Annotated in this window: 12 protein-coding genes; 11 read left to right on the plus strand and 1 reads right to left on the minus strand. The window is 31.7% G+C overall.

Annotated features, from left to right (window positions below):
• Positions 1–108 precede the first annotated feature (108 nt).
• Positions 109–996, plus strand: a complete 888-nt coding sequence (locus Ccar_RS23725; RefSeq protein WP_007061124.1) for a sulfite exporter TauE/SafE family protein — start codon at positions 109–111, stop codon at positions 994–996.
• A gap of 91 nt (positions 997–1087) precedes the next feature.
• Positions 1088–1861, plus strand: coding sequence for a prolipoprotein diacylglyceryl transferase (gene lgt, locus Ccar_RS23730; protein WP_007065089.1), 774 nt, complete (start codon positions 1088–1090; stop codon positions 1859–1861).
• Positions 1862–1919: 58 nt separating this feature from the next.
• Here the strand turns inward: lgt and Ccar_RS23735 are convergent, their stop codons facing one another.
• Positions 1920–3131 carry a PucR family transcriptional regulator gene (locus Ccar_RS23735; RefSeq protein ID WP_007061121.1) on the minus strand — a complete coding sequence of 404 codons (1212 nt, stop codon included), beginning with the start codon at positions 3129–3131 and terminating at the stop codon, positions 1920–1922.
• A 312-nt stretch (positions 3132–3443) separates the two neighbouring features.
• On the opposite strand from Ccar_RS23735, the gene hydA reads away from it, so the two are divergent.
• From hydA to Ccar_RS23780, 9 genes are all read left to right on the plus strand, one after another.
• Positions 3444–4829 carry a dihydropyrimidinase gene (hydA, locus tag Ccar_RS23740; RefSeq protein WP_007065088.1) on the plus strand — a complete coding sequence of 462 codons (1386 nt, stop codon included), beginning with the start codon at positions 3444–3446 and terminating at the stop codon, positions 4827–4829.
• 93 nt (positions 4830–4922) lie between these two features.
• Positions 4923–6467, plus strand: coding sequence for an NCS1 family nucleobase:cation symporter-1 (locus tag Ccar_RS23745; RefSeq protein ID WP_007063771.1), 1545 nt, complete (start codon positions 4923–4925; stop codon positions 6465–6467).
• Between the two features lie 53 nt (positions 6468–6520).
• A complete protein-coding gene (locus Ccar_RS23750) occupies positions 6521–7768 on the plus strand; it encodes a Zn-dependent hydrolase (protein ID WP_007063770.1) in 1248 nt (415 codons plus the stop codon).
• Positions 7769–8017: 249 nt separating this feature from the next.
• Complete coding sequence (locus Ccar_RS23755) at positions 8018–9208, plus strand: CaiB/BaiF CoA transferase family protein (RefSeq protein WP_007063769.1); 1191 nt, start codon at positions 8018–8020, stop codon at positions 9206–9208.
• Between the two features lie 35 nt (positions 9209–9243).
• The gene (locus Ccar_RS23760; protein ID WP_007063768.1) at positions 9244–9693 is read left to right on the plus strand and encodes a hotdog fold domain-containing protein; all 450 of its coding nucleotides are present in this window, start codon (positions 9244–9246) and stop codon (positions 9691–9693) included.
• 28 nt (positions 9694–9721) lie between these two features.
• On the plus strand, positions 9722–10117 hold the full coding sequence (locus tag Ccar_RS23765) for a hotdog fold domain-containing protein (RefSeq protein WP_007063767.1): 396 nt from the start codon (positions 9722–9724) through the stop codon (positions 10115–10117).
• 106 nt (positions 10118–10223) lie between these two features.
• Complete coding sequence (locus tag Ccar_RS23770; protein WP_007063766.1) at positions 10224–11360, plus strand: acyl-CoA dehydrogenase; 1137 nt, start codon at positions 10224–10226, stop codon at positions 11358–11360.
• Positions 11361–11373: 13 nt separating this feature from the next.
• The gene (locus tag Ccar_RS23775; protein WP_007063765.1) at positions 11374–12162 is read left to right on the plus strand and encodes an electron transfer flavoprotein subunit beta/FixA family protein; all 789 of its coding nucleotides are present in this window, start codon (positions 11374–11376) and stop codon (positions 12160–12162) included.
• 14 nt (positions 12163–12176) lie between these two features.
• Entirely contained in the window at positions 12177–13175 is a 999-nt protein-coding gene (locus tag Ccar_RS23780; protein WP_007063764.1) for an electron transfer flavoprotein subunit alpha/FixB family protein, read from the plus strand.
• Positions 13176–13186 lie beyond the last annotated feature (11 nt).

Genomic DNA, 13186 nt, shown 5'->3' on the forward strand with positions numbered 1-13186 from the left:
AATTATATTGAAAAAATATCTGTAATATTATAAAATAGTTATATCACTCTGTTAAAAAGTAGACATAATACCTAAAAAAATAGAAAAAATGAAGGATAGGTGAAATTTATGTTAAAAATTGTACTAGGGTTTATGATTATAAGCGCTTTAGGATTCATAGCAGTACTTATTAAAGATTATATTAAGAAGAAAAATGATGGTGCCTTGGAAGAAGGCAGTTTTATAAAGTTTGGTCTTATTGGTATGTTAGCTAACTTTTTTGACACTTTAGGAATAGGAAGCTTTGCTATAGAAACATCTTTATTCAAAAATTTAAAAATGGTAGAAGATAAAAAGCTTCCAGGAACATTGAATGTAGCCAATACTATTCCAACAATGACGGAAGCACTTATATTTATGACTGTAATAAAGGTAGATGCAGTAACTCTTTTTAGCATGTTAGCGGCTGCAGTATTAGGTGCTGTTGTAGGAGCTAAAATTGTTTCTAGATTTAATGAGAAAACGATTCAGGTAGCTATGGGAGTATCTTTGGTAGTAGTAGCTTTACTTATGGTAGCAGGATTATTAAATTTATATCCAGTGGGTGGAGATGCCACAGGTTTAACAGGAGCAAAACTTGTAATTGGAATCATAGGAAATTTTGTTTTTGGAGCACTTATGACAGTGGGAATAGGGCTTTATGCACCTTGCATGGCTTTAGTGTTTGCATTGGGAATGGGGCCTAAGGTAGCCTTTCCTATAATGATGGGTTCTTGTGCATTGTTAATGCCTTTCTCATCTTACCAATTTATAAAAAGTGGAGCATATTCAAGTAAGGCTTCAGTGTCTATAGCTGTGCTAGGTACTGTAGGTGTATTGATAGCTGCATATATTGTTAAATCATTGCCTTTAAATGTTTTAAAATGGGTAGTTACTTGTGTAATAATTTATACTTCATCTATGATGTTTAAATCTGCTAGAACTAGTAGAAAAATAGCAGTTGAAGCTGAAGGTTAACAAATTATTAAGACTTCCAGTAGAATATATACTATTGGAAGTCTTTTATGTATAATGATAGTATTTAAAGTCTAAATAAGGATGTGATTTTATGAATCCTATAGCTTTTTCTATTAATGGTTTTGATGTAAGATGGTATGGAGTAATTATAGGTACTGGAGTTATAATGGCTCTTATATTGGGAAATATAAATTGCAAAGCTAGGAATTATAATTTTGATAATGTCATGGATGTATTTTTAATTTCCTTCCCATTTGCTGTAATAGGAGCAAGAGCTTATTATGTATTTTTTGAGTTTGATCAGTACAAGAACAATATTATAAATATGTTTAATATAAGACAAGGTGGTTTGGCTATTCATGGAGGTATATTATTTGGTTTAACTACAGCTTTCATTTATACTAGATATAAAAAAATAAACTTCTTAGAGTTAGCAGATATAGCAGCACCTTCTATAGTGTTGGGTCAGGCTATAGGAAGATGGGGAAACTTTTTTAATGGAGAGGCTCATGGAGGTATGGTATCTTATGAATTTATAAAGCATTTTCCTCTATTTATACAAAAAGGAATGTATATAGATGGAAGTTATTATCATCCTACTTTTTTATATGAATCTATTTGGAATTTATGTGTTTGCTTAATACTTGTGTATTTGCTGCGAAGAGTATTAAAAAATGGAACTGTAATTTTGGCTTATGTAGGTTTATACTCTTTAGGAAGATTTTTTATAGAAGGATTAAGAACGGATAGCTTAATGTTTTATGGTATAAGAATGGCTCAGTTAGTAAGCATTGGAGGTATGGTTTTTAGTATTATATTTTTATTGCTTATATATAGAAAATGTTATTTAAAAAAGTTAATTTAAAATAATGAAGTAGAGATCATCTAAATGGTAAATCCAGTTTAGATGATCAAAATTGTATTTAAAAGTTATTCATGTACTTTATAAGGTAACCTATATAATATTGGAATTTTACTTTTGGGCCTAATGAATTTTCACTTATAATTTCATGAATTTTATTGATTTTATACATTAATGTATTTCTGTGCAGATAAAGTTTTTGTGCTGTTTTAATGTAATTACCATCTTCTAAAAGAAATGTATGAAATATTTTTGAGAAATCTGTATTATTTTGCATATCATATCGATCTAATTTGCCAACAGTATCATAATAATATTCTTTTAAAAGGCTTGTGTTCCCAATTTCCGTGAGTAATTTATATGCTCCTATGTCTGAATAAAATATGCTTTTATCACAATGATATTCTGATTGTATTGCTTTCAGAGCTTTTTGTGCTTCTATGTAACTTTTTTTTATATCAGAAAATTCGCTGTATAAATTACCAATACCTATATTTATATTTATGTCAGAAAAAACTTTTTTACAATTTAATATTATGTTTTCTGTAAACATTTTTAAGTCCATACATTTTTCTTTTTCATTAATTAAAAGAAAGACTACAGATTCATTATTAAAAAAGCTTATAGGTCGGCACTTAGCATCCCAAATCGAATTATTAACAGATCTTAAAAAAGAATCTTTAATATTGGTTATCATTTCATTATCTCTAATATTTTTAGAACATAGGTATTGTTCAAAATTAGCTATCTTTACAATGATTATTCTAAATGAATTTAAGGAATTGTTTTCACATAATGAAATCTTTTCAATAAATTCTTCGTAAGTAGTTTTGTTGAAATATATTATATTCATTAGTAAATCTTCGTATATAAGCTCATCCAAATGCATCTTTACTATATAATTACAAATACTTCTTGTTATTTTTGATAAATTAATTTCCCAAGGTATTTCGAATACAGGAAAGTCATTATCATTTGCAATCTTTTTTACACAATCAGGGACTTGTTTGAAGTACTTTCCTATATTTACAATTAAACCAGCTGCTTTTTTCTCAATTAATTTATTAATAAGTTCAATAAAATTTAGATTGTTATTTAGAATTCCAATGCCTGTAAGTAATATTAATTCATCTTTTTGCACATATCCTACATGATCTGAAGTTTCTATAAAATGAAACCAACTTACTGTTTTAAAGAGACCTTTATTTCCTCCTACTAATTTTAAATCTTTAAGTTCAGGCAATTTTATTAATTGATCAAATCTAACATTCATAGGTTACTTCTCCTTTAAAAGTATTAATAGGTTTGTAAGTTATAAATATACTATTATCTTAATTACTATAAGTCGCTATCAAAGTTAATTTTACATTTTATATATTAAATATTATTAAATAAATTATAAAGTTAGAATAATATTGAGCAATATTACGGAAAGATTGAGGAGTTAGCATAATAATTTGAAAATTTAGAATATTATATTGACAAAACTATAACAGCAGACTAAAATAAAAATCGGGGCACATGGTTATTTTTACTTATATGTAAATTAATGTTAAAGAATTTATTTTTTATGGAGGTGTTATATGTGAAAAAGCTTGATATGGTAATTAAAAATGGAACTGTTGTTACTGCTTCTGACTGCTATAAAGCTGACCTTGGAATAGTAAATGGAAAAATTGAGGTAATGGGGTCAGGATTGGAAAAGTATGCTGATAAGGTTATTGATGCTGAAGGTAAATATGTATTTCCAGGAGGAATAGATCCACATACTCATATGGATATGCCTTTTGGTGGAACTTTTTCAAGTGATAACTTTAATACTGGTACCAAAGCTGCAGCTTGTGGAGGAACTACTACAATTGTAGATTTTGCGGTTCAACCTAAGGGAAAAAGCTTAAAAGATACAGCTAAAATTTGGAGAGAAAAATCTGATAATAAAGCATGTATCGATTATGGAATTCATATAGTAATTACCGACATGAATGAAGATATTATGAATGAAATACCTGAAATAATTAAATCAGGATATTCTAGTTTTAAATTATTTATGACTTATGATGGAATGATGGTAGATGATGACACATTAATGAAAACGCTTACAAAAGTAAGCAGCAATGGTGGATTAACTTGTGTGCATGCTGAAAATTATTATGTAATAAAATATTACACTAAAAAACTTTTGGACGAAGGAAAAACTGAACCAAAATATCATGCTATTTCCCGTCCAGATTTATGTGAAGGAGAAGCAGCAGGTAGGGCTATTAAATTAGCAGAATTATGTAATACTCCACTTTATATAGTCCATAATACTTGTGAAGCTTCAGCATCTGAAATAGCAAGGGCTAGAAAAAAAGGTTATCCAATTATGGGTGAGACTTGTCCTCAATATTTATTGCTATCTTATGATAATTATGAAGAACCAGATTTTAATGGATCAAAATATGTTATGTCACCACCTTTAAGAGATAAGAAAAATTGGCCTTATTTATGGGAAGCTCTTAAAAACAATACATTACAGGCTGTATCTACTGATCACTGTCCATTTTTTATGGAGCAAAAAAGAATGGGAATAAATGATTTTACTAAAATACCTAATGGAGCTCCGGGAGTTGAATTAAGGATGCCACTTATGTATACCTATGGTGTATTAGAAAGAAAATTGACTCTTCAAAAATTTGTAGAAGTAACATCTACTAATGTAGCAAAAATCTTTGGTATGTATCCACAAAAAGGAACTATTGCTATAGGTAGTGATGCTGATTTAGTAATATTTGATCCAAACAAAGAAGTTACTGTGACTCAAAGTATGCTTAATGAAAATGTAGATTATACGCCATTTGAAGGATTTAAATTAAAAGGATATCCAGAAATTACATTATCCAGAGGAGAAGTTATAGCTAAGGATGGAAAGTATATTGGATCAGAAGGAAGAGGAAAATTTATAAAGAGAGGCGTACCTGAAATTATATAAAAAATATATTGTTTAAAATTAGGTGAATTAACGAAATAACATTATGCATAATTGTTTGTTTAATAGAAATAGATTTTCAAGGAGAGTGCGTGTATGGATAAAAAACCTAAACCGCAGAGAGAATTTGGTGGACTTTATGAGATGGCAGATTCTGCAATAGAAAGTATAAAAGGTAGTAGGTACTATAATAGTGATTTAGCACCTACAAAGCTTAAGCAAAGAACTTGGACTACTTACAATGTTACAGCATTGTGGGTAAGTATGTGTATTTGCATGCCAACATACATGATGGCGGCTTCAATTATTTCAGCAGGACTTACCTGGTGGCAGGCTCTCTTAAATGTTGCTCTTGGAAACCTAATAGTTTTAATACCAATGCAGCTTAATTCACATGCAGGAACTAAATATGGAATACCATATCCAGTATTTGCAAGGTTGTCCTTTGGTGTATGGGGGTCTAACATTGCGGCTATGGCAAGAGCTATAGTAGGTGCAGGATGGTTTGGTATCCAATGCTGGATAGGTGGAGAAGCTATAAATTCAATTTTAGGTACACTTGTTCCAGGATGGGCTAGTTTTTCTTTATCACTTTGGATTTCATTCTTTGGTTTTTGGGCTTTAAATGTAGCAATAGTCCATAAAGGACCAGAAACTATAAAGTTTATGCAATCATGGACTGTTCCTATACTTGTTACTGTATCTTTAGCACTTGTTGTATGGGCTTATACATCTGTAGCTGGTATGGGAAAAGGAATTTCAGATATATTTAACATGCCTGTAGCTAATAAACCAGCATCATTTGGAGTAACATTTTTAAAAAGCTTAGCTGCAAACATAGCATTCTGGGCAACGCTTGCTTTAAATATACCAGACTTTAGTAGATTTGCGAAAAGTCAAAAGGCTCAATTTAGAGGGCAGTTATTTGGATTGCCTTTAACAATGGTTGCATTTTCTTTTGTAGGCATATTTGTTACAGGTGCAACAAGAGTACTTTATGGACAGTTTATATGGGATCCAGTTCAAGTTATTGAAAGAATGAATAGTCCTATAGCATCAATTATAGGATGTCTAGGTATAATTATAGCAACCACAAATACTAATGTAGCTGCTAATGCAGTAGCAACTTCAAATGATATTTCTAATCTTAATCCAGGAAAAATATCTTTTAAAACAGCAACACTTATTACTGGTGCAGCAGGTGTAGCAATTATGCCTTGGAAACTTTTATCTAGCGCGTCTTCTTATATATATGGATGGCTTGGAACTTACGGTATACTTTTAGGACCTTTAGCTGGCATATATATTGCAGACTACTATATTCATCGTAAGAAATTAGTAGACATGAAATCATTATTTTTAACAACTGAAGGAAGGTATTGGTATAAGAAAGGGTTGAATGTAAAGGCCATATATGCTTGGATATTAGCTTTAATATTGCCAATAATGGGGTTGTTTATACCAAGTTTAAGTTTATTGGCTGATGGTGGATGGATGGTAGGGTTTGTATTAGCTATAATTATTTACCCTATTTTAATGAAAAATGATACTGTTTCTATACTTTCGCCTGAAGAAAATGAAAGTATAACGGAAAAGATTTCTACGGCTTCGATTGATGAAAATAATGATGTGAATGTGTAACATAGGTTATAAAAAACACAAGTGTAAATTAAATATAAAAGGATGTGTATAAAATGAAAAGTGATATGTTGACTTGTAGTAAAGACAGAATGGAGGACAAGATTGTCACATTTAGTAAATTTGGTGATGCAGGTCATGGCGGAATTACTAGATATTCATTATCACCTGAAGCTCATCAGGCAAGAGATGAATTTGTAAAAAGAATGAAGGCAATCGGGGCTACAATTGAAACTGATGATATGGCTAATATGTATGCAACTATTAAAGGTTCAGAGCCAGGACTAAAGAAAATTGTAATGGCATCTCACTGTGATTCGGTTAAAAATGGCGGAAACTATGATGGTATTTTAGGTGTAATGTCTGCTATGGAAGTTTTAGAAACCATTGTGGCTGATAAAATTCCACACAGACATTCCATTACAGCTATGATTTGGACAAATGAAGAAGGTTCTCTTTATCCACCTGCTATGATGTCATCAGGAGTTATTTGTGGCAAGTTTAAGAAAGAAGATATGTTAGCTTCAAAGAGTATATTAGATTCTACAAAGACCTTCGGACAGGCATTAGATGCTAGCCCATATAAAGGGGAAGAAAAGAACAGGTTAAACCCTAAGGATTATATGGCTATGTTTGAAACTCATATCGAGCAGGGTCCTATACTTGAGGACGCAGGTAATGAAATTGGTGTTGTAACTTGTGTACTTGGTATGTTTAACTACAGAATAAAATTCTTTGGTCAGGCTGATCATGCGGGGACCACTCCAATGTATAAAAGACATGATGCATTGTTTGCTGCAGCTAAGGCTCTTTGCTACTTACATGAAGAAATTGATAAATTAGATGATAAAGACCTTGTATATACAACTGGTGAAATTGTATGTCATCCATGTGTTCATACAGTAATTCCTGATATGATTGATTTTTCAATCGATGTAAGACATGAAGATCCAAAAGTTCTTGCAAAGGTTCTTGCTATTGTTAAGAGTCTTGATGGTAAGGAAATTGAAAAATGCACATGTAAAGTGGAAAAGGCTTGGGCTAGAGACACAGTATACTATGACAAGGAATTAATAGGATATGTTAAAGAAAGTGTAGATGAGCTTGGATATTCAAATCAGTATATCAATAGTGGTGCTGGACATGATGCTCAATTTGTATCTGAAATGATTCCTACAACTATGATCTTTGCTCCAAGCAAAGATGGACACAGCCACTGTGAACCTGAATTCACATCAGTTGAACAGTGTACAAAAGCTGCAAGTGTAATGCTTAATGCAGTTCTTAAAACAGACAAAAAATAAGAAACATCTATTTAGTTCAAATGATTGATTAAATTTTAATTAATAACAAAGCCAATATTACAGGGAAACAAGTTTTCATTAAACTTTTAAAAATAATGAAACTTGTTCCTCTTTAATAGATATATAAGCTGAAAAAATTTTCTGGTTTATATCTCTATTTTTAAATATCAATTTTTGTGTAAAAAAAATGAAAATATTAATTAATTTTCCATATAGTACGGGGAAATATGAGGAATGGGAGATGGTTTTATGGCAAAGGCATTAGAAGGGGTAAAGGTATTAGATTTAACACATGCATATAATGGTCCTTTTTGTACAACTCTTTTAGCTGATAATGGAGCAGATGTAATTAAGATTGAAAGTCCAAAAGGTGATCAATGTAGATTTTGGGGTCCGATAGATCCAAAGAGCGGAGAAAGTGGATTTTATGCTTTTTTAAATAGAAATAAAAAAGGAATTACATTGAATTTAAAGACTGAAGAAGGCAAAAAAATATTTTTAGAAATGGTAAAAGATGCAGATGTAGTTGTAGAAAATTATAGACCAGGTGTTATGAAAAGGTTAGGTATAGATTATGAAGTTTTAAAAGAAATAAATAGTAGAATAATATATGCTTCAGGCTCAGGATTTGGACAATATGGACCTATTGCTAATAGACCTTGCTATGACATAGTAGCTCAATCTATGGGAGGAATGGTGAATTTAACTGGATTTCCTGATTCGATTCCAACTAAAGTAGGGCCATCTATAGCAGATAATGTTACTGGAATATATTTATGTGTAGGAGTTTTAATGGCTCTTTATAATAGAGAAAAAACTGGATTAGGACAATCTGTTGATGTGGCAATGTTAGATACAATATTCTCTCTTCTAGAAAATGCAATTGTTATAAATACTATGACAGGAGAAATACCTCACAGACAAGGAAATATAGATCCATCTATAGCTCCTTTTGATGTTTATAAAGTTAAAGATGGTTATGTAGCTGTAGGAGTTGGAAATGACAAGTTGTGGTCTAAGTTCTGTAATGTAATAGGAAGGACAGACTTAATACAGTGCGAAAAATTCTTAACTAACGATTTAAGATGCAAAAATTATGATCCTGAATTAAAGGAAATAATTTCTGATTGGATTAAAGATAAAACAAAGAAGCAATTAGAAAATATGTTTGATGAAGCTGGAATTCCTTGCGGACCAGTTCTAGATATGAAAGAAGCAATTGAACATCCTCAAATTCAAGCTAGAGAAATGATGGTTCATATGGAACACCCAATTATAGGTGAAATGTATTTTCAAGGAGTGCCTATTAAATTCTCAAGGACTCCTGGCAGCGTAGATACTCCAGCGCCTCTTTTAGGACAGCATAATGAAGAAATATTTGGGCAACTTTCTATAAGCAAAGAAGAGGTAGCTAGCATGAAGGAAAATGGTGTAATTTAAATTTTTAAAAGGAATATTTGAGGAGGTATATTTAGATGAGAAATCAATCAGTATTAAGCTACAAGATGATGCCATCTGATGCAAATAATTTAGGATTTGTTGTTCCAGCAGGAAGGATATTAGACATCTGGGGGGATGCTGAGACTGAGGTTATGATTTTAAATGATGGGGATGAATCCTTATGCTTAGGATATCATGATGTAAAATTTTATCACGATCTTTATTTAGGAGATCAGGTAGACTTTAAGGCAACTATGGTGAAGATAGGTAATACATCTCGTACGGTTAAACTTGAAACATACAAAATTGCTACTCAAGCAAAACGAAATGGAAGACCTGAGGCAGATGATAGTGAAATGGATTTATTAGATCCTCCTTTATTATGTGGAGAAGGCTATTCAATACTTGTAGTAAAAAAGAATCTTCAAAGAGGAATTCAACCAGATGGTATTGTAGCAGATCCATGGGAAGAAGTAGAAAAATAATTGAAATTTAATAATAGGAGGTATAAAAATGGCTTTTGAAAAAACAGATAAAAATTACGAAACTAAAATGCGTTTAAGAATGTCAGATAAAGATGTTTTTTATGCTGGCGGTATAGTAAATGGATCTCGTTCAATAACTTTAATGGGTGATGTTGCTACTAGACTTATGATTATGCATGATGGTAATGAAGGAAGATGTACGGGGTTCGATAATATCAGATTATATAAGTCAATTTTTGCAGGAGATTACCTTGAATTAGTAGGAAGAATTATTGGAGTAGAAGGAAATAAGAGAAAAATTCAGTGTAGAACTTTTAAAGTAGCATATAATCCTAAGATTCCAGGAGATGCAAGCGCTATAAATGTACTAGTAAAACCAATTTTATGTACAGAATTTATAGCAACATATGAATCATTAAAATAGAAGTAGTTTATAAATAATAGGTTGATAAGTTAATTTACCAACCTATTATTTATAAAAGCAATCAGTGATTGAGTATTTGTGAGTGAAACTTGAAGGAGGCAAGCAAATGAGTTTTAATTTAACCCAGGAACAAAAAATGATAGTTAATACAGTTAGAGAATTTACTAAAAATGAAATTGCTCCAATTGCAGCAGAAATAGATGAAACAGGCGAATTTCCTAGAGAAAACATAAATAAAATGGCTAAATTAAATATGCTTGGAATGCCTTTTCCTGTAGAATTTGGAGGCGCAGGGCAAAATGAATATGTATTTGCCATGTGTATAGAAGAAATAGCAAAAAAGTGTGCATCCACAGCAGCTATACTTGCTGTACATAATATACCATGCTGGATTTTAACGAATTATGGAACAGATGCACAAAAGGAAAAATATTTAAGGCCATTACTAAAAGGAGAAAAGATTGGAGCTTTTGCTTTAACTGAACCTAATGCAGGTACAGATTCTGCCAGCCAAAATAGTAAAGCTGTTTTAAAAGGGGATAGTTATATATTAAATGGCCAAAAATGTTTTATAACTAATGGTGGAGAAGCTGGTATATATATAATTCTTGCCATGACAGATAAAACAAAAGGAACTAAAGGCATAAGTGCTTTTATAGTAGAAGAAAACTTTAAAGGTTTTTCCATAGGAAAAAAGGAAAACAAAATGGGAATAAGAGCATCTGCTACTTCGGAGCTTATATTTAAAGATTGTATTATACCTAAGGAAAACCTTTTAGGAAAGGAAGGCCAGGGATTTAAAATTGCAATGCAAGCATTAGATGGAGGAAGAATAGCTATGGCAGCACAAGCTGTTGGTATAGCTCAAGGTGCTATGGATGAAACCGTAGAATACTTAAAGCAAAGAGAGCAGTTTGGAAAACCGCTAGCAGCTTTTCAAGGACTTCAATGGAATTTGGCTGATATGGAGACAAGAATAAATGCTTCCAGACTTCTAGTGTATGATGCAGCAAATAAATTAGATAACGGAAAAACTATAACTAAAGAAGCATCAATGGCCAAGTTATTTGCGGCAGAAACTGCTATGTATGTAACTACTAAAGCAGTGCAGCTTCATGGAGGCTATGGCTATATGAAGGATTACCCAATTGAGAGAATGATGAGAGATGCTAAAATAACTGAGCTGTATGAGGGTACTTCTGAAGTACAGAGAATGGTTATTTCTAGAAGCTTGTTGAAATAAGAGGTGATATATTGTGAAGATTATAGTTTGCATGAAACAAGTTCCAGATACTAATGAAGTAAAAATTGACCCTGTAAAAGGGACATTAATTAGAGAAGGGGTTCCAAGCATAATAAATCCAGATGACAAAAATGCATTAGAAGAGGCCTTGAGAATAAAAGAAAAATTTGAAGATGTAAATGTAACAGTTTTAAGTATGGGACCACCTCAAGCAGAGAATGCGCTAAGAGAAGCTCTAGCCATGGGTGCGGATGAAGCTATTATTTTGAGCGATAGGCAATTTGGTGGTTCAGATACATGGGGAACATCTTTGATAATAGCTTCTGCTATAAATAAAATAGGCAATTACGATATAGTACTTTGTGGTAGGCAAGCTATAGATGGAGATACTGCACAAGTTGGCCCAGAAATAGCAGAACATCTTGGTTTACCTCAAATAACTTATGTTAGTGAGTTACAAATAAAGGGAAATGAAATAGTAGCAAAAAGAGCAATGGAAGATGGATATTATGTTATTAAAACAAAGATGCCTGTAGTTTTAACAGCTATAAAAGAATTAAATGAACCCAGGTATCCTTCAATAAAAGGTATATACAATGCATTTAAAGAAAGAGTTATAACTTTATGGAATATTAATGATATAGAGATAGATAAAAATCGTATAGGGCTAAAGGGTTCTCCAACAAATGTTAAAAAGTCATTTACCCCTGAACTTAAGTTTAAAGGAGAAATTATTACAGGGACCGTCGAAGAGGCTTCTCGAAAACTAGCGGTAAAAATAAAAGAAAAGCAAGTAGGGTAGTGGGAGGTAAGTTTATGAGTAATAAGGATTATAAAGGGGTATGGATATTTGCAGAACAAAGAGAAGGAAAAATATCAAATGTTTCATTGGAATTATTAGGTGAAGGAAGAAAAATAGCAGATAAATTAAAAGTAGATCTTACAGCTATATTAATAGGTGATAAAATAGAAAGTTTGTCAAAAGAATTAATACAATATGGTGCAGACAAAGTACTATATGTAGAAGACAAATTTTTAAAGCTATATACCACAGAGGTATATACGCGAATAATATATGAGATGGTGAAAGATAGAAAACCAGAAATACTTTTAATTGGTGCTACTTTTATTGGTAGAGATTTAGCTCCAAGAATTGCTGCCAGATTGAGAACTGGTTTGACAGCAGATTGTACAGGTTTAGATATAAGTGAAGAAGATGGCAATCTATTAATGACAAGACCAGCTTTTGGTGGAAATTTAATGGCAACTATAGTTTGTAATTATCATAGACCACAAATGTCAACTGTACGACCAGGTGTAATGAAAAAGGCTGAATTGAATCCAAATAGAGCAGGAAAAGTAGAAAAAATTTCTTTTAAGTTAAAGGAAAAAGATAAAAATACAGAAATAATTAATGTTATAAAGAAGAGTAAAAAAGAAGTTTCATTGGGGGATGCAAGAATTATAGTGTCAGGGGGTAGAGGACTAGGTGATAAAGAAGGGTTTAAACTTATAGAAAAACTTGCTGACTCTATAGGTGGAGAGGTTGGATCTTCTCGTGCAGCTGTGGATGCTGGATGGATAGATCAATGTCATCAAATAGGACAGACAGGTAAAACTGTAAGACCTAAAATTTATATAGCATGCGGCATATCAGGAGCTATTCAACATTTAGCTGGTATGAATTCCTCAGATTGCATTATAGCTATAAATAAGGATAAGGATGCACCTATATTTAAAATAGCTCACTATGGTATAGTTGGTGACTTGTATGAAGTTATACCTAATTTAATAGAAGAACTACAAGAGAGGTAGAACGAAAATAA

Source organism: Clostridium carboxidivorans P7 (assembly GCF_001038625.1).
GTDB classification, from domain to species: domain Bacteria; phylum Bacillota; class Clostridia; order Clostridiales; family Clostridiaceae; genus Clostridium_AM; species Clostridium_AM carboxidivorans.

What these genes read in the sequence shown, in the direction of transcription:
- Ccar_RS23750 (WP_007063770.1), top strand. Translation starts at nt 6,521, where the DNA reads ATGAAAAGTGATATGTTGACTTGTAGTAAAGACAGAATGGAGGACAAG.
- Ccar_RS23745 (WP_007063771.1), top strand. Translation starts at nt 4,923, where the DNA reads ATGGATAAAAAACCTAAACCGCAGAGAGAATTTGGTGGACTTTATGAG.
- Ccar_RS23765 (WP_007063767.1), top strand. Translation starts at nt 9,722, where the DNA reads ATGGCTTTTGAAAAAACAGATAAAAATTACGAAACTAAAATGCGTTTA.
- Ccar_RS23760 (WP_007063768.1), top strand. Translation starts at nt 9,244, where the DNA reads ATGAGAAATCAATCAGTATTAAGCTACAAGATGATGCCATCTGATGCA.
- Ccar_RS23770 (WP_007063766.1), top strand. Translation starts at nt 10,224, where the DNA reads ATGAGTTTTAATTTAACCCAGGAACAAAAAATGATAGTTAATACAGTT.
- Ccar_RS23735 (WP_007061121.1), bottom strand. Translation starts at nt 3,131, where the DNA reads ATGAATGTTAGATTTGATCAATTAATAAAATTGCCTGAACTTAAAGAT.
- Ccar_RS23755 (WP_007063769.1), top strand. Translation starts at nt 8,018, where the DNA reads ATGGCAAAGGCATTAGAAGGGGTAAAGGTATTAGATTTAACACATGCA.
- lgt (WP_007065089.1), top strand. Translation starts at nt 1,088, where the DNA reads ATGAATCCTATAGCTTTTTCTATTAATGGTTTTGATGTAAGATGGTAT.
- Ccar_RS23780 (WP_007063764.1), top strand. Translation starts at nt 12,177, where the DNA reads ATGAGTAATAAGGATTATAAAGGGGTATGGATATTTGCAGAACAAAGA.
- Ccar_RS23725 (WP_007061124.1), top strand. Translation starts at nt 109, where the DNA reads ATGTTAAAAATTGTACTAGGGTTTATGATTATAAGCGCTTTAGGATTC.